The organism is Labrenzia sp. THAF35, assembly GCF_009363595.1.
Taxonomy (GTDB): Bacteria; Pseudomonadota; Alphaproteobacteria; order Rhizobiales; family Stappiaceae; genus Roseibium; species Roseibium algicola.
Genome location: NZ_CP045381.1, coordinates 326,758 through 350,243 on the forward strand (window position 1 = coordinate 326,758; position 23,486 = coordinate 350,243).

The following is a 23,486-nucleotide window of genomic DNA, read 5'->3' on the forward strand; positions in this document are numbered from 1 at the left end:
TCGAGACATAGGATGATTTTCATGAGATTTTTGATTTCGGCTCTTTTGCTTCTGGGCGTCTCCGGGGCTCATGCCCAGGAGCTGACCCGTCAGCAGATGCGGGAAATCAGGACCGCCTGCGAAGCCGATGTGCGCAGCTTATGCTCCGGCATACAGCCGGGCGGCGGCAGGCTTCTGCAGTGCCTTCAGGCCAATGCGGCAAACATGTCGCCGAGTTGCGCGAACAAGCTTCTTGAACTTCAGGCGTCACGTCCGCCGCAATAACAAAAGCCGCGGCGGCAGACCCTTCCCGGCAATGCCGCCGCTGCCAATTCAACTTTGCCTTTTGAGGGGCTCTTGCCCATGTCGTTTCATTCGGACGGACTGGTCCAGCCTTTCCATTCCAGCTTGCCGGAAAAGGTTTCGACGAGCGCGTCGATCAGGACCCTGACCTTCCGGGGTGTATTCGCGCCAGGGGGGCGGAGTACGAAAAGGCCGACTTCAGGTGTCGGATAGTCAAGCAGCAGGGGAACAAGGTCACCACGTTCAACCGCATCGTTGACGAGAAACAGGGGCGCGTGAGCAATTCCAAGCCCCGCAACCGCCCAGGCTACGGTTATGTCTCCGTTGTCAGTGCGCAGACGTCCCGAGGGGCGTACCGAGATGTTCCCGTTGCCACTGTGGAAGATCCAGTCCGGTGAAAGCGCGGCTGTGTAAATGAGGCATTCGTGGGCGGTCAGGTCTTCGGGCGTTTGGGGTGTACCGTTTTGCTTCAGATAGGTCGGGCTGGCGACGACGATCGAGTTGATCGGTGCGATCTTGCGAGCGACGTAGCTGGAATCGCGTAACTTCCCAATTCGGATCGCAGCATCGAACCGCTCGCCGATCAGATCGACAACACGGTCTGAAAACGAGGCATCCACTTTCAACCGCGGGTGACGACAGGCCAGAGATCCGAGGATCGGGCCAAGATGTCTTGTCCCGAAGGCAAGAGGGACCGACAGTCGCAATTCACCGACGATTTCGTTCGAGTGCTCGGAGATTGCTTCGAGCGTATCTTCATAGATCGCCAGAAGATCCTCGCTTCTGGATTTGAATTCCTGGCCAGCCTCCGTGGGGGCAATGCCGCGGGTCGTCCGATCCAGAAGACGGGTGCCGAGCAGGTCTTCAATCCGTGCAATTCTGCGGCTGACGATGGATTTCGAGATGCCGAGCCGCGTCGCAGCCGCGCTCAGGCTGCCGCATTCCACGACTTCGATGAAGCATCGCATATCGTCCAGATCAATCATGCGTTCCTCTCAGAGCAACAATCTGGTGCGGAAAATGACGGTTCCGGAAAAGGCATCCGGGAACCAAGTTGACGACTGAATTTCTTTCATGAAAAGCAGGACGTACAATCAATGTCTAAAGTTCTCGTACTCACAAGCAGTGTTCTGGGCGATGCCTCCGTATCCAACCAGCTTACCACCCACATCGTAAACCAGTTGCGTCTCAAGAACGGCAAAAGCAAGGTCATTGCCCGCGATCTGGGGAGCAATCCCGTACCGCACCTGACGCAGGATTCCACGATTGCCTTGCGTGTTCCCGAAGCTGAAAACGAAGTGCAGGCAAACGCGCAGGCCCTCTCCGACGAACTCATTGCCGAGTTGAAGGCGGCCGACCTGCTGGTCATCGGTGCGCCCATGTACAACTTCGGCATTCCGTCCACGCTGAAAGCCTGGTTCGACTACGTGCTGCGCGCCGGAGTAACCTTTTCCTATAGCGAAGCAGGTCCGGAAGGCCTCCTGAAAGGCAAGCGTGCGATCGTCGTCTTGACACGAGGCGGCCTCTACAGCGAAGGACCGGCGCAGCTCATGGATGCCCAGGAACCTCACCTGCGCACCTTGCTCGGCTTCATCGGCATCACGGACGTCACTTTCATTCGCGCCGAGAAACTTGCCTTCGGTGCCTCTTTCCAGGAAGAGGCCATCGCCGCAGCCAAGAAGGCAGCCAATGAGGTGGTTGACGACTTGCTGCTGGTGGCTGCCTGACATCCTTGCAGCGGATTTCGTCGGTTGCGATAGCGAAACTGGCATATTTCAACACCGTCGTCCTCTACCCCCGCCCCTGTCTATGTCAGCGGGCGGGGTTTCCGTTGTGAGCGAACGTCTGAAAGCCTGTTTGGTCTCTCCTGTTCGGATTTCTGCATCCACATTCGGAAACACCTGTCCCTTCATGCCCTGCCCGAGATGAAGATCGGCTCAGTTTGGCCGAGTGATCAATAAAGGCGGACGCGGCGGAGGCAGCCGCCGCGTCCAGACCATGTTTCAATCAGAGATTAAACGTCCCTTGGACGTGTCAATGGTCGGTGTCGGGCGCATCGGACAACCCGTGCTGGAGCCGGATCATATCCGCCGCCCGCTCTCCGATGACGACACATGGAGCCATCGTATTGCCGGTCGTGATGCGCGGCATGATCGAGGCGTCGGCGAGCCTAAGTCCTTCGATGCCATACACCTTGAGCTGATTATCAACCACCGACATGCTGTCCCGCCCCATCTTGGCCGTACAGGATTGATGCCAGTAGGTGACAGCGGATTTCCGGATGAAGTCGATCATGCCTGACTTGTTCCGAGACCGCGGTGCCGTCTCGGTTTTGACCAGCGGCGTGAACGCTTCACTGTTTCCCGCCTCACGGCATAGTTCCACTGCCGCCAATGCAGCCGTCAGATCTTCCGGCTCACTCAAGGAGTTGGGTTCTATGAGCATAGGGTCGCGGGCATCCGGCCCGGATAGACGCAGCCGTCCCCGGCTTTTCGGCTGTGCAAGCCCGGCAAACATCGTCCAGCCGTGCTCAGGTGTTTCCAGGTCCGTTTCAACAGGGCTGGGCACGGCAAACTCAAGCTGGCACTGAAGGATATCGGGTTGCTGAAGACCGGAATTGCTCCTCCAGTAGAGGGTCGCTTCACAGCCGCCCCCGCCGACCTCCTGAGGTTTGCGGTACGCCCAGGTACACCCAAACGCGATGTGATCCTGATGATTGCGGCCAACGCCGGGGAGATGCTGGACAACGGGGATGCCGTGAACCCGCAGTTCATCCTCGGGACCGATACCGGACTGCATCAGAACCTTGGGTGTGTGAACAGCGCCGAGTGACAGCACTGTTTCATATCGCGCGCGGAACTGCCGAACTTCACCATCGACCAAAGCTTCGACGCCGATCACCTTCTTTCCCTCGAAAAGGAGCCGCGTGACCAATGCATTGGTCAGCACAGTGAGGTTTGGTTGCGCCATCATCTTGTGGGTGTAGGACCGGAAGACCGACTCCCGCTTGCCGTTGCGGATCCTCAGTTCCGCGATCGATGCACCGCCGGCACTTTCCATCATCTCGCCGTTGGGCGTGTCAAAGACGGGAACACCAATCAGCTCCGCCGCGTCGAGAAGTGCCCTGGCAACCGGCTTTGGACTGTCAGGTTGCGCGACGTGGACGGGGCCGCCGGATCCCCTTCGCAAAGGATCCGGTGTTCCGCGCCAGTCTTCAATACGGCGATAATATCCGAGCACGGACTGGTATCCCCAGGCTTCGTCGCCGGATTCTGCGGCGAAATGGTTCCAGTCTTCCTTGTGGCCCCGGGCCCACACCATGACATTGATGCTTGAACCACCACCAAGCCCCTTGCCCATGCTTAAGGGAAGCCGGCGGCCGGCGAGCCCAGGTGTTGGTTCACCAATGAAGCTCCAATCACGGTCACTGCCAAGGTTCAACGGCCATTGAGCCGGTTCCATGACACTTTCGGCGAGATCGTCGCCTCCAGCCTCAAGGAGCAGAACCCTGGCATTGCCGTCTTCGGCCAATCTGGCTGCGACAACCGACCCGCTGGAACCTGCACCGCATACGATGAAATCGAATTCGGCATTTGTCTTTTCGAGCTGCATGGTCTTGTCCATGTGATCGACCTCTATCGATGCTTGTGTTGTTTAATGCTGGCTCGAGACCGTTTGTGCGGCTTCGTCGATCGTGTCGGCGACGACTTTCGGCTGGGTCATGAAGAGAGCGTGGCTGGCAGAGACCTTCGTGATCTTTGCGCCGATACGTTCCGCCATGTGGTACAGCATGGCCTGGTCGAATGCCTTGTCTTCGGTTGCAATCACCGCCCAACTCGGCTTTGAGCGCCACGCGGCATTCTTCAGCTTCGTGCCAAACGCTGCCAAGTTGAGGGGAACTTGAGAATCCCGCATGAAAGCGGCGTCCGCGTCGCTGACATCATGGGCAAAGCCGGATTTGAATTTTTCCCGGTCGACATAGGCGAAATCGTCTTCCGAAGTGTCGATGACGAACTCGGAAGCTGCTGGAAATCCATCATATTGTTGAGCTGTCGTTTCGCCGGCATCCGGTGAAAGCGCCGAGACATAGACCAACCCGGCAACCTTCTGGTCGATCCCCGCTTCGGTAATGACCGTGCCGCCCCAGGAATGCCCGACAAGAATGGCCGGGCCGTCCTGACGGTCCAATGCGCGTTTGGTGGCCGCAACATCGTCTTCCAGAGATGTCAGCGGGTTCTGGACGATGGTGACCCGGTATCCACGCGTTGTCAGTTCGTCATAGACGCCGCGCCAGCCGGAGCCATCCGCAAAAGCGCCGTGAACAAGCACAACATTCCTGACAGTCTGATCCGCCGGAATGGTGTCTGACGCATTCGCGGACTTCAGTCCGATGACGGCAGCGGCGGCAGCCGCCAGAACAAACATTTTCGTCTTGGTCTTCATGGCTCTTCTCCAAATAAGTAGCGATAACAGTTATCGCGATAAGTGTGATTATAGTGATCCAATTTTCACGTCAAGAGAAATGTTATCGCGATATTGTTTCTCGTGATGTGGTTTGATATACCGGGGGCAAAGGAGCAGCGCATGACGAATGACCGGAAGAACAGTCCACCGCCTTTGGACGATCAACTCTGCTACGCGATCTATTCGGCAGGGATTGCCATTCAGCGCGTCTACAAACCCCTTCTTGACGAGCTCGGGGTGACCTATCCGCAGTATCTCGTTCTCAATGTTCTCTGGCGCGACGACCAGAAGACAGTCGGGGCAATCGCCGAGACCCTGGCGTTGGAATCGAGTACACTCACGCCGCTTCTCAAGCGTCTCGAAACGGCGGGACTGCTGCAAAGAACCCGAAATCCAAACAACGAGCGACAGGTTGTCGTGGCCTTGACCGACAAGGGCCGTGCGCTGCAGTCCAGGGCAGGATGCCTTGGCGAGGCTCTACTGACGGCTTCGATGCAAAGCCCCGAAGACCTGGCGAGTCTCAACAAGAACATCCGAAATCTTCGCGACACGATCTATTCTCAGATCGGCGGGTGGGGTACTCCCGCCTGATCCGCGCGTTCGCCATGTCTACGTTGTCGGTATGGTGCCCCCGTCAATGACGTATTCGGTGCCGGTGATCGTGGCCGCGCGGTCGGACGCCACGAACGCAATCAGGTTCGCGACCTCTTCCGGTTTTGTCGGGCGACCGATCGGTATTCCGCCAAGCGCATCCATGATCATCTTCTTGCCGCCCTCGTAATCGGTGCCGGCCTGCTTGGCGAGACGGTCGGCAAGGCGCACCGACGCTTCCGTCTCAATCCACCCGGGCGATACACGCAGCACGCGCACACCCCTTGGCGAGACTTCTTTCGACAGGGCCTTGCTGTAGGTGGACAGCGCTGCCTTCGCCGCCGCATAGGCGGTTGTCGATTCAGGCAGCGGCAGCTCCCTCTGGATCGACGAAACGTGGATGACGACACCACTTCCCCGTTCAACCATGTCCGGCACGAGTTGCCGGTCCAGACGAACGGCAGGAAAGAGATTGAGATAGAGCTCGTTATGCCACTCGGCGTCCGTCAGGGCGACATACCCGCCTCCCGGAGCAGAGGAACCGCCGAGCATATGAACAATGATGTCCACGCCTCCCAGCCTTTCCCGGACAGCGGCGACAAGGTCACCGCAGCCTTCGGTCGTGGTCAGGTCTGCCGCGACGAACTGGACGCCATCTTCAAGCGTGTCCGGCCTGGTACGGGCGCTTGTCAGCACTTCGGCCCCGAGTTCCCGGAACAGTCTGACCGTCGCAGCTCCTGCGCCTCGCGTTCCGGACGTGACAAGCGCCCGTTTGCCTTCAAGACTGAGGAACTTGCTCACGGCAGGATCTCCAGTTCGGCAATCTTCTCGCCCGTCAGGCGGAAAAAATACTTCAGGTCGACAGGGCTGCCGGGAAAGTTCCCGGCAACGTGGCCCGTCACCACCTTGCGATTTCCTTCCACCTCGATTGCGAAAGGCTCGACCGTGTAGGAGTACTTTGTTGAAGCTTCCGCCTTCCATCGGCGGATCGCGGTGCGTCCCGCATGCACGTTTTTCTCGTCCTTGACGACCGCGTCTTCGCTGAAACATTCAGCGACGGCATCGGCATTCCTGTTTCCGTCAGCTTCGAAATAGGCAGCAATCGGTCCTGGTAACCGGATATCCATCTGACATCTCCGTTTCTGGTGATGGTCCAGCCGGATCAGCGGTGTGTTCCGGCGTCGATGGTCGAAATATATGGCTGGACCTTAATCGCGATAATTGGGATAAAGCTGGATGTAACATCACGAAAATCGGAACAATGTCACGTCAGATCCTGGGAGAACTTGAAGCGGTTCTGGCCATCGCCAATCGAGGGTCTTTCCGTGCGGCGGCGCTCGAACTCGGGCTGTCGACGACGGCGCTCAGCAACCTTATTGGCAAGATAGAACGGCAACTCGGGGTTCGCCTGTTCAATCGCACCACGCGAAGTGTCTCGTTGACGGATGCCGGTCGAACCTTCGTCGAACAGGTGTCCCCTGCACTGCGTGACATCCAGGACGCAATGGCAGCCGTGCGCTCGCAACAGGACACGCCTTCGGGGACATTGCGCATCAATGCTTTCGCAACAGCTGCCCGGGAAGTGTTTGCGCCACTTGTTCTGGCGTTCGTGCAGCGCTACCCGCAGGTTCACATCGATCTCGTCACCGAAGGCCGGATCGTCGATATCGTTGCCGAAGGGTTCGATTTGGGAATCCGAACCGCCGACCTGGTGCCAAGTGACATGATCGCTGTGCCGCTGGGGGCGCCTCGCAGCTTTGCCGTGGTCGCCACCCCCGCCTACCTCGAAGAACATGGGAGTCCTGGCGCACCACCCGATCTTCTGGCTCACCAATGCATCCGTGTCCGGCTGCCAAACGGTGCGCTTTATCGCTGGCATTTCGAGAAGGATGGCAATGCCCTCCTGATCGACGTGGAGGGTCCTATTACACTTGATGAAGCTTCGCTTGCACGAATGGCCGTTCTCGACGGGATCGGGATCGGGTTTTTCATGGAAGCCAACGTGCGCGACGACATCGCCGCCGGGCGACTTGAACGGGTCCTGCAGGATTGGACCCCGCCAACGTCGCCGCTGTGTCTCTATTATCCCGGGCGTAAAAACCCTTCGGCTGCCTTCCGGGCTTTCGTCAATATGGCACGGGACCTTGGCAAGGCAGCCACGCGAAGAGATCTATTTCCGGCTGAGCAATGAGCCACTGCCGTTTCTGGAAAGTGTCGTGCGGTTTCAGCTACAGCCGATCAGCGGGAACTGAACGTTTCTGACGATCAGGCCGTGCCTTGATGATGGCGTTGGACCTGGCGATCCATGCGGAAGAAATCCTGCGCACGAAGGAGCGCATGACACCGGAAGAGTCCCTCGAATGGGGACTGGTCGATCGCATTCTGTCCAAACGCGATCTCGACGGTTGATATGAGATTGGTCTGAGCCAGTCCGGGGCCACCGGGCAACAGGCAAAGAATGAACCTCAAGCTATTGCAATTAGCTGGTTTCATGTCCTCTTTGCTGAGCCCAAATCCTCAGACGCGGGCCGCTTCGAAGGCCTTCCAGACCTTCTCGAAGGCGGCAAAGTCCATCGGTCCTTTTGCTGTGGCTTCCAGAACGATCTTTTCCGAGGCAAAGAGTTTGGCAATACCTTCTTTAAGGCCCGGTATGACCTCCGCCGGAATGACCACGGCGCCATGGCGGTCGGCGTGGACCAGGTCACCATCCTGGACAGTCAACCCAAAGATGCTGACAGGCGTGCCCAACTCGCGAACATGCACGAACCCGTGGCTGGGGCCGATGGAACCCGCGACGACCGGAAATCCTTCTGCCATATCGCCGAGGTCGCGCATGACCCCGTTGGTGAGGGCACCGGACATGCCGAAGGCCTTGTGGATCGAAGTATTCACCTCGCCCCAGTAGGCCCCGATGCAATGCGGGAAATCCACGTCCTCGATGACGGCTATCGAGGGTTTGGGAGCCTCGGCCATGCGCCGGTAGTATTCCATGCGGCGGGCGCGGATGACGTCCGCAGGCTCTGTTGGTGGTTCGAGTGCGGCGATCTTGGCCGTTGAGGCATAGCCCACCATGGCGCCACCCTCCGGTGCGCTGCACAGCATGGTGCCTCGTGTGAAGCCATTGAAGCCGCGCTTGCCCTCGACAACCTCGATGGCATTGCAGACCGTCGGCGTATCCACGCGTTTCAGCAGTTCCAGAAGTTCCTGATCCATTCTAATCCTAGTCCTCAAGCCATCGTGCGAGTGCGGCATTCGTTGCCGCCGGCTGTTCCAGTGTCGTCAGGTGACCGGCTTGTTCGATGATTTCCAGAACCGAGTTCTGAAGCAGTTCGGCCATTTGTGTATGCCGATCAAGGGGGCAAAGCCTGTCGCTCTCGCCGGTCAGGACCAGAGCCTTGCCCTTGTAGGCGCGCAGCGTTTCGGTCTGTGACGGGCGGTCAATCAGCGCTTTCGACTGGCGCAGGAAAACCTCGGGTCCGAGGCCTTCGGCCATGTCAAGCGCAAGGCTCTCGAGGTCGGCAGCGGTCGACCTGTCATGTGCGAAATTTGGAATGACCTCGAGGCGCATGACGTCCGAGAGCCCACCTGCGCCGACCGCCGCCATTTGTGGCGCCCGCTTTTCCTTCACCGTGTCCAGTTCGGCACGTGGATTGGTGTCGAGAAGTGCCAGACGCTCCACACGTTCGGGCGCCTGCCTCACGACCTCCATGGCGACGATCCCGCCCATGGAAAGGCCCGCGAGCGCAAAGCGTTGCGGTGCGCCGGAAAGGATCGCCGCTGCCAGGGCCTCGACATTGTCCTCGTTGCAGATCGGAGCAAGATGCAGTGCACGCGACCCGGAAAAGGCAGCGATCTGCGGCCCGTAGAGCCGGGCATCGCACATCATGCCGGGGATCAGGACGAGCGGGAGACGCGTCATGGCCACTTCCTTTTCAAGAAGGCAGCCGGTGAGACCGGAGAGCCTCGCCGGCTGCCAGGTGTCAGTTCCCGGTCCAGGTCAGGCCAGCGGGATCATCTGTGGCGACAACCCGGTAGAGCGATGCCTCGCCGGTCATCGACGGCTCAAGCGAGTAAGCCTCTCCGGCGAGCATCAGGGCGGTGTCGCCCGGGTTGAGCACGGTTTGACCGCCGCTCCAGCTCAGCGCCCAGTGGCCACGCATCGGCATCAGCACTGTCGGCTTCTCCGGTGTGATGGTGTCGCTGGAGAGTGAGCCGCGCGTCAGGAATTCGACCTCGAAACCGGGCTTGTCTTTCAGGAGAGCGTTCTCGCCGATCACCTTCGCCGGCTTTTTCGCTGCCAGCGCCATCAGGTCCCAGTAGCGGGCAACATAGTCGCGGACCACGTCCTCCACCGGCGTTTCCGGGAAAGCCTTCAACTCTTCGTCGGTCAGAAGCGGCATCGGCGACACGTTGTGCGGCAGGGTCTGGCCCTTCTTGCTGTCGTAGAGGACCCCGTTCTCCCCAAGAATGAGACCGTGTTCCCGCGCGTCCTCAATCACCTGAGGTGCCCAGGTCACGCCGCCGCCGGCATCATCGCCGCCAAGGATCGCCATGATCATTCCGTAGTCGGTGCCGATGTTCTCGAACCCGCGAAAAATCCCGGTCGGAATGTTGAAGATGTCGCCTTCCTCGGCAACGAATTCGCCGGCCGTGCCATAGCGGCCCCAGAAGAAGCGCCAGCGTCCCTTCAGCACGAAGAAGACTTCGGCTGTGGTGTGGTTGTGAAGCGAGTTGCGGCAATGCGGCGGCTGTCCCGCGGCACCAATATTGAAGCCGACCTTGTCGGTGATGTGGACGTGCTGATCGGGACTTTCCGAAACCCCGCCGCCGATGATGGTGAAGTTTTCCTTCTGGTTCGAGCCAGGCGTATGGGCGTCGATGAAGGCAGTCTTGCACGGCTTCAGTTCACCGTAGCGAACGATGCGATCGTTGATCGAACTCATGTCGAATATCCTTGAGAAATCTGGTCAGTGTAGGGCGGCCAGCAGCCGGTTCGGCGGGTGGTTGTTCAGCCGCCGTGATCTCAAGCTCTGCAGATAGGTGTGATGCCGTTCCTCGGTCTGAAGGGGTGTCCTCATATGCCGAACGGGTCCAGCTTGCGCGTGGAACCGCGCTGGATCAAATCGCCAGGGATCAGGATGCGTGTGGGCTCTGTGTGTCCCTCGACGCGGCCAAGCAATGTCTCGACTGTTGCCTCGACCATCCGGTTCACCGACTGGCGGACTGTCGTCAGGTCATAGGTCGGCCAGCCTGCGACGGGCACATCATCGTAGCCGACCACAGCGACGTCGCCCGGTACGGAAAGCCCCAATTCGAAACGCAGAACGTCCATCACGGGAAGTGCCATATGGTCGTTGCCGACAAATACCGCGTCCGGTCTGTCCGCTGAACCGAAGAGCTCGCGCGCAAGCTGGCGCGCAACATCGGTGCTGTATTTTCCGTCGAGCACGGCACAGGGTTCGCGGCCGTGTTCGGCAAGCGCCTCAGTGAAGCCGCGTGCGCGGTCGCGCCCGGTCGAAGATCCCTGCCAACCGGCAATATGGGCGATCTGTTCATGTCCGCAGGCGACCAGGAAGTTGGCGACGGTCCGGCCGCCTGCAAGGTTGTCGGAGGTTACCGACGACAGGCGGTTGTCGTCCTGACCGCGATTGAACATGACGATCGGGATGCCGGCGTCCTCGCAACGAGTGGTCAGGTCGTTGGTGATTGCAACAGAGGCCGTGATGATGCCGTCGACGCGGTAATCGAGCAATTCGTCGACCACGCGGGTGACATCGTCCTCCTGGTTCTCCGCCAGAAAGATCAGGATGTGATAGCCCCTGGCCTGCAAGGCCCGGCTGAGACGCTCGATGGCGAGCGGATAGAACTGGTTTTCAAGGTAGGCCACGACGAGGCCGATGATCCGGCTTCTACCGGTAATCATCGCCCGCGCGATCGGGTTCGGTCGGTATCCGAGTTCCTCGGCTGCCGCCTCGATGCGGTCGCGGGTCTTCTGCGAGACGCTGGAGCCCGGCGTGAATGCACGGCTGACTGCCGACTGGGAAACCCCTGCCAGCTTTGCGACTTCGCTGAGTGTGACCTTTTCCTTGCTCATCAGTCCGCCGTCCAACCTCCATCGACCAGCAATGCCGTTCCGGTCACCAGGGAGGATGCGTCCGAGGCGAGGTAGACGACCGCGCCCATGATATCCTCGACTTCGCCTACCCTGCCAAGCTTGATCTTCTCCTCGATCCACTTGCGCCGTTCGGGGTTCTCGAAGGTCGTCTCGGTCAGCGGGGTGCGAATGAAGGTCGGGCAGATGGAATTGATGCGGATCCCCTTCGGGCCCCACTCGATCGCCATCGATTTGGTCATGCCTTCGATTGCGTGCTTGGAAGCTGAATAGACGGCGCGGTCGATGCCGCCGACATGGCCCATCTGGGACGAGATGTTGATGATCGAACCCGGCTTGTCTTCGGCTGCCAGCCGGCCTGCGGCCAGGGCTGCGAGAAAATAGGCTGCCCGGAAATTCAGGTCGATCACTGCATCGAAGTCTTCGGGCCGGGTTTCCAGCGCAGGACCATGGCGCGCCATGCCGGCGGAGTTCACGACAACGTCAAAAGCCGGCAGGTCAGCGAGGGCTTTTTCAAGTGCTTCATGATCTGCCATGTCGAGGACCAATACGTCCGCCTGCATGCCTTCGGCCTGCATTTCTGCCTGAAGGTCCTGAAGCGGCGCGGCCCGCCGGGCTGCCAGTGTTACTGCCGCCCCGGCTTCCGCAAGCGCGACAGCGCACGCCCTGCCGATGCCGGAGGACGCACCTGTTACGAGGGCGCGCCGGCCATCTAGACGGAAGGACGGGGTGCGCGGAAGGCTCATTCGGCCTTCTCCAGAACCGGTGCTGCCTCACCATAGGGGACATTGACACCGCCATAGCGGCGAACGCGGACGTTGCACTGCTCGGCGTGGCCGACAAAACCTTCCAGCATGCACAGGCGCGAGCCATAAGCACCGATACTGGCCGCTGCTTCGTCGGTCATGACCTTCTGATAGCTGTGGGTTTTCAGGAACTTGCCGACCCAAAGTCCGCCGGTGTAGCGGCCGGCCTTCTTGGTCGGCAGCGTGTGGTTGGTGCCGATGACCTTGTCACCGTTGGAGACATTTGTCCGCGGGCCGAGGAACAACGCGCCATAACAGGTCATGTTTTCCAGGAACCAGTCGTCGCGGTCGGTCATGACCTGAACATGCTCGGAAGCGATGTCGTCGGCGACCTTCAGCATTTCCTCGTAGGTGTCGCAGACGATCACCTCGCCGTATTCTTCCCAGCTCACGCGGGCGGTGCCCGCTGTCGGCAGAATTGCGAGAAGCCGTTCGACTTCGGCCATGGTTTCTTCCGCCAGCCTGCGGCTGTTGGTCAGCAGCACGCAGGGGCTGTTGTAGCCGTGTTCGGCCTGGCCGAGCAGATCCGTCGCGCAGAGTTCCGCGTCTGCGGCGCTTTCATCGGCGATCACCATGGTTTCCGTCGGTCCGGCAAAAAGATCGATGCCGACGCGACCGAAGAGCTGACGCTTGGCTTCCGCAACAAAAGCGTTGCCCGGACCAACCAGCATGTGCACCGGCTCGATGGTTTCCGTGCCGATGGCCATCGCGCCGACGGCCTGAATGCCGCCCAGCACGTAGATTTCGTCCGCGCCACCAAGGTGCATGGCCGCGATCACGGCGGGATTGGGCTTGCCGTCGAACGGCGGAGTGCAGGCAACGATGCGCGGAACGCCGGCGACCTTCGCTGTTGCGACGGACATATGTGCGGAGGCCACCATCGGAAACTTGCCGCCCGGCACGTAGCAGCCGACGGACTGAACCGGCAGGTTGCGGTGGCCGAGAATGACGCCCGGCAGCGTCTCGACCTCAATATCCAGCATGCTGTCGCGTTGGGCCTTTGCGAAATTGACCACTTGCGCCTGGGCGAATTTGATATCGGACAGTTCCTGCTCGGTCAGCTGGGCGATCAGGCTGTCGATCTCCTCTTGCGACAGGCGGTAGGATGCCGGGGAATACTTGTCGAATTTCTCGCTGAGGTCGCGCACGGCAGCATCGCCGCGTTCCTCGATATCCTTCAGGGTTGCCTCGACAACGGCGCGCACCTTGGCGTCGTCCTCGACACGGTCCGCTTCCGGCTTCCCTTTCTTCAGATACTCGACAGTCATTTCAGGTTCCTCAGTTTTCCGGGCGACTTTCTGCGCGGCGAAACCGCATCGTCCGTCGTCATCTTTCGAATGCGGCCGAAATGCCGCTGTTGTGTGGTTCAGCGGGTTGACCGCCGAAGGTTTAGCGCCCGTAGCCCAGGAACAGTTCTGGCAGTACAAGGGACAGGACGGGAATGAAAGCGATCAGCAGGAGCGCGAAGATCATCGTCACCACCCAGGGAAAGATCCTGCGGGCGATGTCCTCGAACCGGATCTTGCCGACAGCGGCGGCCATGAACAGGTTTGCTCCGAGCGGCGGTGTCACGAAGCCGATGGCAAGCGCCACGACCATGACGATGCCGAAGTGAACCGGATCCACGCCGAGTTTCAGCATGATCGGCAGAAGGACAGGTGTCAGGATGACGATTGCCGCCAGTGTTTCCAGGAAGGTTCCGACGATAAGAAGCAGGACGATCGCGGCCAGCATCACCACCACCTTGCTCTGGGTCAGCGACAGCACGAGCTGGGCGAGATCGGACGGGATACGCTCCAGAGCGATGATGCGGCCGAAGGCGTAGGACGCACCGATGATGACGAGCACGGCGGAGACCAGCAACGCTGCTTCCAGCATCATCTTCGGAACGGCGGACAGCGGAAGCTCCCGATAGACGAAGCAGCTCACGATCAGGGCATAGACGACGGCGACGGCAGAACTTTCGGTCGGTGTCACCATGCCGGAATAGATGCTGCCGAGAACAACAGGCGGCATGGCGAGGGCGAGCTTCGCGTCCCAAAGGGCGGCCCAGAGACTGCCGGTGCGGGTTGGCGGTACCGGGTTGCCCGCACCCTGGTTTCCGGAGCGACGCTGTATCACGTTGTAGCCGATCAGGGTCAGCGCGATCACGAAGCCCGGAACGATGCCGGCCATGAAGAGAGCCGTCACCGAGACACCGGATGAGACCGCATAGACGATCATCACCACCGACGGCGGGATCATGACGCCAAGCCCGCCTGCGGAGGCCACCATGGCGCCTGCATAGGCCCGGTCGTAGCCCCGATCGACCAGAGCCGGGATCATGGCGAGGCCGATGGCCGCCACCGTCGCGGATCCTGTTCCGGAGATGGCCGCAAAGAACAGGCAGGACATGATCGTCACGGTGCCCAGATCGCCGGGCATGCCGCCGAAGGCATGGTCTGCAACCGCGATCAGGCGTTTGGAAATGCCTCCTTCGGCCATCAGGCTGCCGGCCAGGGTGAACAGCACCACCGCGATGAGCGTGAAGCTGTCGATGGCCGAGACCAGCCCGAGGGCATACATGTCGAGGCTGAGGAACGGAATATAGAGGATTGCGAGCATGCTCGCCGCGCCGAGCGCAATGCCGATCGGTACGCCGATGAGCAACAGCAACAGGAAGCTTCCGAAGAGAATGGCTGTCGTCATGGCTCAGATATCCGTCTGGGGGCCGAGGCGCGTGTCGCCATCAACGACGGCAGCCTTGATGGATTGCAAAAGACGCAGGCTGCTCAGGGCACCGGAAAAGATGATCGCCGCGTAAAGCACGGCTTGAGGCCACTCGGTGGAGCTCAGGATCTTGCCGCGGTCGATGGATTGCTGCGTGATCACGACACCGAGCCAGCAAACGACGACGGAATAGATCAGGAAGATCACCTCGGAGAGCACGAACATCCAGTGGCGCAGTGCCTTCGGCATGACATCGATCAGAACCGTGACACGCATGTGCCGGCGCTCGCGAATTGCGTAACTCACGCCGAAGTAGATCATGTAGACGAAGGAAAACCGGGCGAGTTCGTTCGCCACAGCTATCGAGGTGGAGAAGGCAAGCCGCGCAATCACGTCCGCGAAGACCAGAATGATGATCATGCCCAGCATCGAGACGATCACCGCCGGCTCGAACCATTTTTCGAGAAACCGCATTTTGCCTTCTCCTCCCCTGGTTCGCTTACTGCGCGACGGCCTGCATGAAGGTGTCGTAGAAGGAGTCGCCGACCTTGGCGCGAATGTCGCCTTCGATGGCGGCGTTCATTGTTTCGCCGAGGCGCTTCTTGTCGGCCTCCGGCAGCTCGTTCACCTCAAGCCCGGCTTCCTTGAGTTTGGCCAGGGTTTCGGCATTGGCGGCCGCGGTCAGCTCGCGCTGCTTCTTGACGGTTTCCACTGCAACTTCGTCGATGAGCGTACGGTCGGCTTCGTCCAGGCCGTTATACCAGTCAAGATTGGCCATCCAGAGTTCCGGCCAATAGATGTGACCGGTCAGGGAAACGTATTTCTGCACCTCGAAGAAACGCTCGATGATCATTGAACTCAGGGCGCTTTCCTGGCCATCGATCAGGCCCTGCTGCAATGAGGAATAGATCTCTCCCCACGCCAGCGGCACCGGAACGGCGCCAACGGACCGCCAGGCCTTGATGGCGATCGGGTTGTCTGCCGAGCGCATGCGCAGGCCTTCGAAGGCTTCGTAGCTGTCGAGCGGTGCACGGGAGTTGGTGAAGCTGCGGAACCCGAGTTCCATGAAGCCCATGTTCTTGAGCCCACGGTCTTCCATGGCTGCAGAGATGGTCTTGCCGGCGTCGCCGTCCAGAAGGCTGCGCGCGGTTTCTTCGTCCTTGAAGAGAAGGAACTGGTCGAGCACGGCCAACTGATCGACAGTCGAGCTCAGATGAACCGACGCACCCGTGGTCATGGTGATGTTGCCGGACTGGACCAGGTCGGTCATTTCCTTGACGCTGCCGAGCTGGCCACCTGGAAAGATCTCTACCTGGATGGTGCCATTGGAGCGCTTTTCGAGTTCTTCCTCGAAGTAGCTCAGAGCCTGGTGGACGGGCGAGACCTCAGGCGTGGCATGGCCGATGCGGATGGTCGTATCGGCTGCTGCCTGTGTGACAAATGCAAGTGCGGCTGTTGCAGCCCAAACGGCGACTTTCATTCTGTTCCCTCCCGAGAAGCGAAATTGAAAACGGGAGAACCGGCATTTGGGAACGCTTGCAAGCTGCAGTCCCACCGACTCCTCCCCGGAGCACGATCGCGGTACCTCCGTATGCCTGCGACCCGGCCCTTGACCCGGTTCCTACGCCGGATTGAGTCAGTTCGCAAGAGATTTTGCAAACGTTCCCAAAATTTCAGGGGCGAAAAAACCCCACAAAATACGTTCTAAATTGTTGTAAAACGATCGAAAAATTCGCGATTTGAGGCAGGCAAAAAAATATTTTTGCAAAATTTGTGAAAACGCTTGCAAGCGGAGTTTTCCGACAAGTGACACGCGAAGGCCTTGGCGAACCGGCGTCGGCCGCACAGGGGTCGCAGCTGGTAAGCGTTCTGTTCGGGAATACTAGCTTCGGGTCGTGCCGCGGATGACCTCGACAGGCGGAATGCGGACCTTGCGGACGTCCGTATTCCCCTCCTCTATCGCATCGACCAGCATGGCGACTGCCGCCGAGACCATCTGGTTGATGGGCTGCCGGATCGTGGTGAGGTTGAACGAAGGCCAGGCGGCTTGCGGGATGTCGTCGAAGCCGACCACGGCTACATCCTCGGGAACTTTCAGTTTGAACTCGAAGCGGATTACGTCCAGGGCTGCGAGCGCCATGTGGTCGTCGGCAACAAAGACAGCATCGGGCTGATCGGGCACGTCGAAAAGTTGGCGGGCTGCATCGGCGGCATCCGTATAGTGATAGTTTCCGTCCGCTCGGGAGTGCAGTTCGACACCTGCTTCCTGCAGCACAGCCATGAACCCGGCTTCGCGATCAATCTGCGTCGAGGCTCCGGAGAAGCCGGCAAGCAGGGCAACGCGTTTCGGCTTTCCGCGCAGAAGCGCTTTTGCCGCCAGCTCGCCGCCAAGGCGATTGTCGCTGGTCACCGCGCGCAGATTGTCCTTCGGCTGATCGCGGTTGAACAGAAGCACCGGGATGTCGAGGTCCCGGCACCGCTCCGCCAGTGTCGAGGAAACGGACACGGACACCATGATGATGCCGTCGACCCTGTAACCCATGATTTCCTGGATGACGGGCTCGACATCGTTGATGGTGTTCGATGCCATGAACAGGAGGACATGGTAGCCGTTTTCCTGAAGCGCGATCGAAAGCTTTTCAACCGCTTCGGGATAGAACTGGTTCTCGAAGTAGTAGACGATCAGGCCGATGATCCGGCTTTTCCCGGTGATCATCGCCCTTGCCAGAACATTTGGCCGGTAATCGAGTTCGTCCGCGGCGATACGGATCTTCTCGGCCATCTTCTTGGAAACGGAGGCGCCCGGGGTAAAATATCTGGAGACTGCGGACTGGCTAACGCCGGCCTTGCGCGCAACGTCTACAGATGTAACCGGTTTGCTGTTCAAGCGGGCCTCCGTGATTTTATCATGTTCTGAGTACTCGTGCTTCGCGAACTTGTCACCCCTTCACGGTGAGCCGCCGGCCGTCCTGCGCATCAAACAGATGACAGCATTCGATCGGGATCCGCGCGCTGATCGGCGCACCGATCTCGGAGCGGAAATCCTTGGCGGCCTTCAGGTTGACCAGTTCCCCACCCGCCTCGACGGCCACCATGGAGGCGTCGCCGAGAAGCTCCAGGGCGAAAACGGTCGACGACAGCTCGCCTCCCCCGTCGACAAGGGTCACATCCTCGGCCCGGAAACCCAGGGTCACCGGCCCGGAGATGTCACCGCGCAGACCTTCCACGCGGATGTTCTGAGCCGTAAATACGCCGGCGGAAATCTCTCCCTTGACCAGGTTCATCGCCGGAGAGCCGATGAAGGAAGCCACGAAGGTGTTGGCCGGGTTGTCATAGATCTCCGTCGGTGTTGCCACCTGCTGAATGACGCCACCGCTCATCACCACCACCCGGTCGGCAAGGGTCATCGCCTCGATCTGGTCGTGGGTAACGTAGATCGTGGTCGTCTTCAGCCGGTGCTGGAGGTTCTTGATCTCGGCGCGGGTCGACACGCGCAGCTTCGCGTCCAGGTTGGACAGGGGCTCGTCCATGAGAAAAACCGTCGGCTCGCGGACAATTGCACGTGCCAGAGCGACGCGCTGCCTCTGGCCACCGGATAGCTCCGCGGGTCGTCGGTCGAGCAGGTCGGTCAGATCGACCATTTCCGCCGCCTTCATCACCCGGGCATCATGCTGGTCCTTTGGCACCTTGCGAACCTTCAGCGGGAAGCGGATGTTTTCGTAGACCGTCAGGTTGGGATAAAGGCCATAGCTCTGGAACACCATGGCGATGTCGCGATCCTTGGGTTCCAGAGTGTTCACGACCCGGTCGCCGATGATGACCTCGCCTTCGGAGATGTCTTCCAGACCAGCGATCATGCGCATGGTGGTGGACTTGCCGCAGCCGGACGGACCCAGCAGAACCAGGAACTCGCGGTCGGCAATGTGCAGGTTGAAGTTGTTGACGCCGTAGACATTGCCCCAGCGCTTGGTGACATTTTTCAGTTGGATCTCGGCCATGGACTATCCCTTGACGGCGCCTGCGGTCAGACCGCTGACAATCTGGCGTTGGAAGAACATCACGAGGATGAATAGCGGTACGGTGGCGCTCACGGTCGCGGCAACCGCATACATGATGGTGCCTTCGGTCTGGATGGTTCCAAGGAACGAATTGATCTTCGGAACCATGGTCTGGTTTTCCTGGGACAGCAGCAGCGCGGTCACCGAGAAATCGTTGTAGGCCAGAAGGAAACTGAACAGGCCGGTGGTGATTACGCCCGGCCACATCACCGGCATGATCGCCAGCCGGAACGCCTGGAAGCGGGTGCAACCGTCAACCATCGCGCTTTCGTCCAGATCTTTCGGAATCGACTTGAAGAAGCTGTGCAGCATCCAGATCGTGAAGGGCTGGTTGATGGCCACCAGGACGATGATCGCGGTCGGCAGATAGCCCCAGATGTTGAGCTGGAAGAACGGCAGCAGGAAGCCGGAAACCAGCGTGATGTGCGGCATGGCCCGAAAGACCAGCGCGGCGATCAGGATCCAGAAGGTGTAGTTGCGGCTTGAGCGGGATAGCGCATAGCCGCCGAGTGTTCCGAACAAGAGCGAGATGGAGGTCACGCAGATGGTGACGATCGTGGTGTTCCAGACCGAGTGGTAGAACTCCCGCTCGATCCAGGCGCCACGATACCCGTCGAGTGTCAGCGCCTCGCCTGTCTGGCGCACGGTCGCAGGCCCCGTGATGGCGTTCCAGAAGGAGACCCGGCTGAAGAAGTCAGCCTGGACCTTGAACGAGCCCCACACGGTCCAGATGAAGGGGAAGGCCGTAACGATCAGCCACACAACCAGGATGACCCCGGTGAAGATGGCGAGCGGGCGGGAATAGCCGATGGATCTGGTCATCACCGGGCCTTTCTCTTGAAGTCGCGCCAGGTCCGCACGAGCACAGGGCTGAGCAGGATGATCACGCCGATCATGGTCAGGATCGAGGTGGCTGCGGCCGAGCCGAAAAGCTGGTTCACCTGTCCCGTCAGGTCGTTGTAGATCAGCCAGGAGAGCGAGGTTGCGTTGGCCTCCGACGAGAAGCCGATGATCGGTTCGAACACGCGGAAATTATCCATCAGCAAGACAAGACCGACGAAGGTCGCCAGCGGCGTCAGGTGTGGCATCACCACGTATCGGATGCGTTCCCAGCGGTTGGCGCCGTCGATCATGGCGGATTCCAGCGTGTCCATCGGCAGGGTCTGCAGACCGGCATAGAAGACCACGAAGGCGAAGGGTGCCATATGCCACGTTCCGTAGGTGATGAGCGTGAGCCACGACAGCACGGGGCTGGCCTTCAGCGACAGTTCCGGATCGTTGAACAGCCACTGTAGCGTCGCCCCGATGATGCCGTCGGAGTTGATCATCCAGAACAGGATGAGGGAGCCCAGAAGGGGCGTCACGATGTAGGGCAGCAGCGACAGGAAGATGATCGGCCCGCGAAACAGCCTGGGCACACTGTTGACGCCGAGAGCGACGGCAAAGCCGGCAATCATGGCAAGCGGTGTCACCAGGAAGGTATAGACCAGGGTGAAGGACAGCGCCTTGTAAAAGGGCAGATTGTAGATCCTGGTAACGACATCGAGAAAACCGTTGCTGCTTTCAAGTATCTCGGCGATCTCTTCAACCGCCAGGTGGGACCGATTGAGATAGGTGCCAAAGGCGTTGAAGCGTCCGAGTGGCTCTTCTTCGCGCAGGGCCCGGGTTGCCTCGGTGTCGACCTTGGTTTCGTCGGTGCAGCCGAACGGGCCGCAGTTTTCCACGGTCACGAGAACCTGTTCATGCTCGACGAACATGGACTGCACGAAAACGGACACGATCGGCAACGCAATGAACAAGAGCATGGCGAGTGCCGATGGCCATATGAACGCTGCAAAATCACGGTGGCGCATAAAGTCTCCCCCGAAAAGGATACACCCCTGTCATCGACATGACAGGGGTGTGGCAAAGGGCAGTATCAGTTGAGGAAGCCGGCTTCCTTGGCCGCGGCACGATAGGCTGCTTCCACGTCGTTCAACGCCTGTTCGGCACTTTCGCGCCCCTGAAGGAAATCTGAAAGCTCCGCACCGAGTGCCGTATGCAGTAGCCCCATGTAGGGTGACATCGGGTAGGCTTTCGCCCCGAGCTTCGCGTTTTCGAGGATCGCTTTTGCCGAGGCGGGAGGAGAGAAATCCGCAATCAGCCAGGCAGCTGCGGACGGATTGTCCTGGGCAACCTGAGGCCGGATACCGTGCATCATCGCCTGGAAGGAGGCTGCGGCATCTTCGTCGGAGATGTTCTTGGCGATGGTGAAGCCGTCCCACCAGAGCGCTGCGGCCGGTGTGGTGCCGCCACCGACGGTCGGAGCCGGTGCGAGAATGGTGGCTTCCCCGATTTCCGGTGCCGGGCCGTTGGGGTCGATGTGACCGTTCACCATGGAGGCCCACTGGTTGATGATCGCGACTTCACCCGAAAGGTACATCGCCTTGATTTCGTCGGACGTGAAGGTCAGGAACTCGGGTTCCATGTATTCGGAAAGTTCCTTCATCAGCGCCAGGGTCTTCAGACCCTCCTCGCCGCTTATGGCCGGCTCTGCGCTGCCCGGTTCGAAGAAGGTGCCGCCAAGGCCCAGGTAGGTGTTGACGAACTCGTTGCCGAGATACCATCCGGCCTGGTCTGCTGCGGCCAGTGGGTATTCCAGAATGCCCTTCTCCCGGATCACCTTGGCAGCCTCGATGACCTCTTCAAGCGACGTGGGCTGTTCGAGGCCGGCTTCCTTCAGGATGTCGCCGCGAATGTAGAGGTTCTGGCCGTTGGCCATGAAGGCGATTGCCATGACCTTTCCATCGACCTTGATGAGCTGCGTTGGCTGAAGCTGCTGGCCGTATTTCTCGACCAGCTCGTCCAGCGGGCGGATGAGGCCGTCGTTCATGAGCGGAACGATGGAGTTGTTGGCAACCATCGCCACCGTGTATTGCGCCGGGTTGACCGTGAGCGCGGGCACCTGAAGTGCCTTGTGCTCGGTCGTCATGTTGGCTTCCACGGTGACGCCGTCTCCCGCGCAGGCTTCCGCTTCCTTGATAACGGTTCCGAGGGCATCGAAGTCGTTTGCAAGGATCTTGACGTTGCCACCCTCGATGCCGCACCCGGCGTGTGCCGTGCCGGCCCCGAGAACGAGTGCAAGCGCACTCACGGCTAGCTTCAATTTGCTCATCTCATTCTCCATTGGAAGAATGCCCGATTGACCCGGGCTATTTCTCTTTGTTCTTGACGTTTTTTCAGGCTTCGGCGGCCTCCACCGCGGAAGCCTTGTCAGCAAGCTGCGCGAGCTTGATCTGAACCAGCAGGGACAGTTCGTCATAGACCGTCCATTCGTCGACGATCTTGCCGTCCTTGTAGTGATAGTGCGACATGCCCATCAGACGCAGATGCTTGCCGGTCGGCGCTCCAAGGCTTTCCAGAATGCCGTAGCCGAGGTGATGACCCTCGAGTATCCAGCGAACGGCGACTTTCGTGCCGCCTTCGACGCAGGGCGTGGAACAGATGTGCTGCGGAGCGTAGACCGCATCCGGCATGCTGCCCACGAGGCCGAGCGTCTGATGAGAGACCGACGCGGTGCCGTAGAGCTCTTTCATCAGCGGCCCATGGTACATGGCGGTCGGTGCATAGAGTTCGCGGATGCGGCCGAACATCTTGCGATTGAAGATGTCATGCAGGAACTGAAGCGTTTCGCGTTCCAGATCTGTGTTGGCGATGTCCAGGTCGGCCTTTTCCGCCGGTGGATACTGGCCTTGAAGCAGGCCGACCTCGCCGATGTCGAGTTGCGTGAGGCCCTGGCTCAGTTTCGTTTCGGCGATCTTGCCTGCATAAGCGTCAACGTCGAGGCCGAGTTGGCGAACGACCGCCATCTGGTCGGAAACCACCCATTCGCGGTAGATCTTGTTGCGATGGATCATGCAGTCGGCGACCGTGCGGGACACGAAGGAGCGGCCGTTGGCCGGACCGTAATGGCCGTTCTGCGTATAGCGCCCAGAGCCGGTTACCAGGTGAGAAGTGTAATAGCCGTCCTTGTCGTCGCCGTTCCAGATGACATGGGTTGCCATGCCGCGGCGTTCGGGCAGGGAGACGAGCCTCTGGATGGTGTCGCGCACCACGTCCTCACGATTGTAGATCGTGCCCATCGGCAGGTAGAGGACGATGTTATGCGTGTAGTGCGAATAGATGAGGCCTACGTCGCGCTCATCCCAGATCTTGTGCGTGCAGCGGACAATATAGTCGACGATATCGGAATAACAGGGGTCGAAACCCTCCATGCCCTGAACCGGGGCGCGCCCCTCCGGGACCAGGTCGGTGAAATCGGCGCGCTCGACTTGCATGACATTGCCGTTGTGCGGCGCGTCGTTCACGCGTGGAGCGGATTTCACGTCCTTTGCCTTTGGGGTGGAGACTTCCTGCGTTCCCATTTCATCGTACCTTTTAGCGAAGCTGTTTCGCGCATCTTGCAGAATTTTGCATACGCTTGCA

General features: G+C 59.8%; 25 protein-coding genes. 5 read left to right on the forward strand and 20 right to left on the reverse strand.

Annotated elements, in window-relative coordinates:
* Window positions 1-21 precede the first annotated feature (21 nt).
* Window positions 22-264: a cysteine rich repeat-containing protein gene (locus tag FIU93_RS29825; RefSeq protein WP_168687600.1), complete on the forward strand. Its 243-nt coding sequence runs from the start codon at window positions 22-24 to the stop codon at window positions 262-264.
* Between the two features lie 86 nt (window positions 265-350).
* On the opposite strand, the gene FIU93_RS29830 is transcribed toward FIU93_RS29825, so the two are convergent.
* A complete protein-coding gene (locus FIU93_RS29830) occupies window positions 351-1,268 on the reverse strand; it encodes a LysR family transcriptional regulator (RefSeq protein ID WP_152507941.1) in 918 nt (305 codons plus the stop codon).
* A 111-nt stretch (window positions 1,269-1,379) separates the two neighbouring features.
* Between FIU93_RS29830 and FIU93_RS29835 the strand changes: the two genes are divergently transcribed.
* The gene (locus FIU93_RS29835; RefSeq protein ID WP_152507942.1) at window positions 1,380-2,009 is read left to right on the forward strand and encodes an NAD(P)H-dependent oxidoreductase; all 630 of its coding nucleotides are present in this window, start codon (window positions 1,380-1,382) and stop codon (window positions 2,007-2,009) included.
* A 307-nt stretch (window positions 2,010-2,316) separates the two neighbouring features.
* Here the strand turns inward: FIU93_RS29835 and FIU93_RS29840 are convergent, their stop codons facing one another.
* Window positions 2,317-3,906, reverse strand: coding sequence for a GMC family oxidoreductase N-terminal domain-containing protein (locus FIU93_RS29840; protein ID WP_152507943.1), 1,590 nt, complete (start codon window positions 3,904-3,906; stop codon window positions 2,317-2,319).
* Window positions 3,907-3,936: 30 nt separating this feature from the next.
* Complete coding sequence (locus tag FIU93_RS29845; protein ID WP_286202478.1) at window positions 3,937-4,707, reverse strand: alpha/beta hydrolase; 771 nt, start codon at window positions 4,705-4,707, stop codon at window positions 3,937-3,939.
* 159 nt (window positions 4,708-4,866) lie between these two features.
* Here FIU93_RS29845 and FIU93_RS29850 point away from each other — a divergent pair, with 159 nt between their 5' ends.
* Window positions 4,867-5,337 (forward strand): MarR family transcriptional regulator, encoded by a 471-nt coding sequence (locus FIU93_RS29850; RefSeq protein ID WP_075283490.1) that lies wholly within the window; start codon window positions 4,867-4,869, stop codon window positions 5,335-5,337.
* 18 nt (window positions 5,338-5,355) lie between these two features.
* Here FIU93_RS29850 and FIU93_RS29855 read toward each other — a convergent pair whose 3' ends face one another.
* Together FIU93_RS29855 and FIU93_RS29860 are read right to left on the reverse strand one after the other, a co-directional pair.
* Window positions 5,356-6,138 (reverse strand): SDR family oxidoreductase, encoded by a 783-nt coding sequence (locus tag FIU93_RS29855; protein ID WP_152507945.1) that lies wholly within the window; start codon window positions 6,136-6,138, stop codon window positions 5,356-5,358.
* On the reverse strand, window positions 6,135-6,464 hold the full coding sequence (locus tag FIU93_RS29860) for a nuclear transport factor 2 family protein (RefSeq protein ID WP_023001291.1): 330 nt from the start codon (window positions 6,462-6,464) through the stop codon (window positions 6,135-6,137). Before FIU93_RS29860 ends, FIU93_RS29855 begins: the two co-directional genes overlap by 4 nt.
* A 134-nt stretch (window positions 6,465-6,598) precedes the next feature.
* On the opposite strand from FIU93_RS29860, the gene FIU93_RS29865 reads away from it, so the two are divergent.
* Window positions 6,599-7,528, forward strand: a complete 930-nt coding sequence (locus FIU93_RS29865) for a LysR family transcriptional regulator (protein WP_152507946.1) — start codon at window positions 6,599-6,601, stop codon at window positions 7,526-7,528.
* Window positions 7,529-7,617: 89 nt separating this feature from the next.
* Complete coding sequence (locus tag FIU93_RS31815; protein WP_265733580.1) at window positions 7,618-7,746, forward strand: hypothetical protein; 129 nt, start codon at window positions 7,618-7,620, stop codon at window positions 7,744-7,746.
* 108 nt (window positions 7,747-7,854) lie between these two features.
* On the opposite strand, the gene FIU93_RS29870 is transcribed toward FIU93_RS31815, so the two are convergent.
* The 15 genes from FIU93_RS29870 to FIU93_RS29940 form a co-directional block, all read right to left on the reverse strand.
* The gene (locus tag FIU93_RS29870; protein WP_075283494.1) at window positions 7,855-8,550 is read right to left on the reverse strand and encodes an RraA family protein; all 696 of its coding nucleotides are present in this window, start codon (window positions 8,548-8,550) and stop codon (window positions 7,855-7,857) included.
* 7 nt (window positions 8,551-8,557) lie between these two features.
* Window positions 8,558-9,256, reverse strand: a complete 699-nt coding sequence (locus FIU93_RS29875) for an alpha/beta hydrolase (RefSeq protein WP_152507947.1) — start codon at window positions 9,254-9,256, stop codon at window positions 8,558-8,560.
* Window positions 9,257-9,317: 61 nt separating this feature from the next.
* Window positions 9,318-10,280, reverse strand: coding sequence for a cupin domain-containing protein (locus FIU93_RS29880; RefSeq protein ID WP_152507948.1), 963 nt, complete (start codon window positions 10,278-10,280; stop codon window positions 9,318-9,320).
* A gap of 131 nt (window positions 10,281-10,411) precedes the next feature.
* Window positions 10,412-11,431 carry a LacI family DNA-binding transcriptional regulator gene (locus FIU93_RS29885; RefSeq protein ID WP_152507949.1) on the reverse strand — a complete coding sequence of 340 codons (1,020 nt, stop codon included), beginning with the start codon at window positions 11,429-11,431 and terminating at the stop codon, window positions 10,412-10,414.
* Window positions 11,431-12,195 (reverse strand): SDR family oxidoreductase, encoded by a 765-nt coding sequence (locus FIU93_RS29890; protein WP_152507950.1) that lies wholly within the window; start codon window positions 12,193-12,195, stop codon window positions 11,431-11,433. Before FIU93_RS29890 ends, FIU93_RS29885 begins: the two co-directional genes overlap by 1 nt.
* Window positions 12,192-13,523 carry a histidinol dehydrogenase gene (gene hisD, locus FIU93_RS29895; protein ID WP_075283498.1) on the reverse strand — a complete coding sequence of 444 codons (1,332 nt, stop codon included), beginning with the start codon at window positions 13,521-13,523 and terminating at the stop codon, window positions 12,192-12,194. Before hisD ends, FIU93_RS29890 begins: the two co-directional genes overlap by 4 nt.
* Before the next feature lie 121 nt (window positions 13,524-13,644).
* Window positions 13,645-14,943 (reverse strand): TRAP transporter large permease, encoded by a 1,299-nt coding sequence (locus FIU93_RS29900; RefSeq protein WP_152507951.1) that lies wholly within the window; start codon window positions 14,941-14,943, stop codon window positions 13,645-13,647.
* Between the two features lie 3 nt (window positions 14,944-14,946).
* Window positions 14,947-15,438, reverse strand: a complete 492-nt coding sequence (locus FIU93_RS29905) for a TRAP transporter small permease (protein WP_023001279.1) — start codon at window positions 15,436-15,438, stop codon at window positions 14,947-14,949.
* Between the two features lie 25 nt (window positions 15,439-15,463).
* Window positions 15,464-16,444 (reverse strand): TRAP transporter substrate-binding protein, encoded by a 981-nt coding sequence (locus tag FIU93_RS29910; RefSeq protein ID WP_023001278.1) that lies wholly within the window; start codon window positions 16,442-16,444, stop codon window positions 15,464-15,466.
* Between the two features lie 402 nt (window positions 16,445-16,846).
* The gene (locus tag FIU93_RS29915; protein WP_075283500.1) at window positions 16,847-17,851 is read right to left on the reverse strand and encodes a LacI family DNA-binding transcriptional regulator; all 1,005 of its coding nucleotides are present in this window, start codon (window positions 17,849-17,851) and stop codon (window positions 16,847-16,849) included.
* Window positions 17,852-17,903: 52 nt separating this feature from the next.
* Entirely contained in the window at window positions 17,904-18,962 is a 1,059-nt protein-coding gene (ugpC, locus tag FIU93_RS29920; RefSeq protein WP_152507952.1) for a sn-glycerol-3-phosphate ABC transporter ATP-binding protein UgpC, read from the reverse strand.
* A gap of 3 nt (window positions 18,963-18,965) precedes the next feature.
* Entirely contained in the window at window positions 18,966-19,844 is an 879-nt protein-coding gene (locus tag FIU93_RS29925; RefSeq protein ID WP_152507953.1) for a carbohydrate ABC transporter permease, read from the reverse strand.
* Entirely contained in the window at window positions 19,844-20,875 is a 1,032-nt protein-coding gene (locus tag FIU93_RS29930; RefSeq protein WP_152507954.1) for a sugar ABC transporter permease, read from the reverse strand. Before FIU93_RS29930 ends, FIU93_RS29925 begins: the two co-directional genes overlap by 1 nt.
* Window positions 20,876-20,940: 65 nt before the next feature.
* Window positions 20,941-22,176, reverse strand: a complete 1,236-nt coding sequence (locus FIU93_RS29935; RefSeq protein WP_152507955.1) for an extracellular solute-binding protein — start codon at window positions 22,174-22,176, stop codon at window positions 20,941-20,943.
* Between the two features lie 64 nt (window positions 22,177-22,240).
* Window positions 22,241-23,425 carry an ester cyclase gene (locus tag FIU93_RS29940; protein WP_152507956.1) on the reverse strand — a complete coding sequence of 395 codons (1,185 nt, stop codon included), beginning with the start codon at window positions 23,423-23,425 and terminating at the stop codon, window positions 22,241-22,243.
* Window positions 23,426-23,486 lie beyond the last annotated feature (61 nt).

Bases quoted from the DNA above. Each gene is read 5' to 3' on its own strand.
- FIU93_RS29865 (WP_152507946.1), top strand. From the start codon at position 6,599: ATGTCACGTCAGATCCTGGGAGAACTTGAAGCGGTTCTGGCCATCGCC.
- FIU93_RS29890 (WP_152507950.1), bottom strand. From the start codon at position 12,195: ATGAGCCTTCCGCGCACCCCGTCCTTCCGTCTAGATGGCCGGCGCGCC.
- FIU93_RS29935 (WP_152507955.1), bottom strand. From the start codon at position 22,176: ATGAGCAAATTGAAGCTAGCCGTGAGTGCGCTTGCACTCGTTCTCGGG.
- FIU93_RS29840 (WP_152507943.1), bottom strand. From the start codon at position 3,906: ATGGACAAGACCATGCAGCTCGAAAAGACAAATGCCGAATTCGATTTC.
- FIU93_RS29850 (WP_075283490.1), top strand. From the start codon at position 4,867: ATGACGAATGACCGGAAGAACAGTCCACCGCCTTTGGACGATCAACTC.
- FIU93_RS29845 (WP_286202478.1), bottom strand. From the start codon at position 4,707: ATGTTTGTTCTGGCGGCTGCCGCCGCTGCCGTCATCGGACTGAAGTCC.
- ugpC (WP_152507952.1), bottom strand. From the start codon at position 18,962: ATGGCCGAGATCCAACTGAAAAATGTCACCAAGCGCTGGGGCAATGTC.
- FIU93_RS29925 (WP_152507953.1), bottom strand. From the start codon at position 19,844: ATGACCAGATCCATCGGCTATTCCCGCCCGCTCGCCATCTTCACCGGG.
- FIU93_RS29900 (WP_152507951.1), bottom strand. From the start codon at position 14,943: ATGACGACAGCCATTCTCTTCGGAAGCTTCCTGTTGCTGTTGCTCATC.
- FIU93_RS29940 (WP_152507956.1), bottom strand. From the start codon at position 23,425: ATGGGAACGCAGGAAGTCTCCACCCCAAAGGCAAAGGACGTGAAATCC.
- FIU93_RS29910 (WP_023001278.1), bottom strand. From the start codon at position 16,444: ATGAAAGTCGCCGTTTGGGCTGCAACAGCCGCACTTGCATTTGTCACA.
- FIU93_RS29860 (WP_023001291.1), bottom strand. From the start codon at position 6,464: ATGGATATCCGGTTACCAGGACCGATTGCTGCCTATTTCGAAGCTGAC.
- FIU93_RS31815 (WP_265733580.1), top strand. From the start codon at position 7,618: ATGATGGCGTTGGACCTGGCGATCCATGCGGAAGAAATCCTGCGCACG.
- FIU93_RS29875 (WP_152507947.1), bottom strand. From the start codon at position 9,256: ATGACGCGTCTCCCGCTCGTCCTGATCCCCGGCATGATGTGCGATGCC.
- FIU93_RS29930 (WP_152507954.1), bottom strand. From the start codon at position 20,875: ATGCGCCACCGTGATTTTGCAGCGTTCATATGGCCATCGGCACTCGCC.
- FIU93_RS29905 (WP_023001279.1), bottom strand. From the start codon at position 15,438: ATGCGGTTTCTCGAAAAATGGTTCGAGCCGGCGGTGATCGTCTCGATG.
- FIU93_RS29870 (WP_075283494.1), bottom strand. From the start codon at position 8,550: ATGGATCAGGAACTTCTGGAACTGCTGAAACGCGTGGATACGCCGACG.
- FIU93_RS29830 (WP_152507941.1), bottom strand. From the start codon at position 1,268: ATGATTGATCTGGACGATATGCGATGCTTCATCGAAGTCGTGGAATGC.
- FIU93_RS29885 (WP_152507949.1), bottom strand. From the start codon at position 11,431: ATGAGCAAGGAAAAGGTCACACTCAGCGAAGTCGCAAAGCTGGCAGGG.
- FIU93_RS29880 (WP_152507948.1), bottom strand. From the start codon at position 10,280: ATGAGTTCGATCAACGATCGCATCGTTCGCTACGGTGAACTGAAGCCG.
- hisD (WP_075283498.1), bottom strand. From the start codon at position 13,523: ATGACTGTCGAGTATCTGAAGAAAGGGAAGCCGGAAGCGGACCGTGTC.
- FIU93_RS29835 (WP_152507942.1), top strand. From the start codon at position 1,380: ATGTCTAAAGTTCTCGTACTCACAAGCAGTGTTCTGGGCGATGCCTCC.
- FIU93_RS29825 (WP_168687600.1), top strand. From the start codon at position 22: ATGAGATTTTTGATTTCGGCTCTTTTGCTTCTGGGCGTCTCCGGGGCT.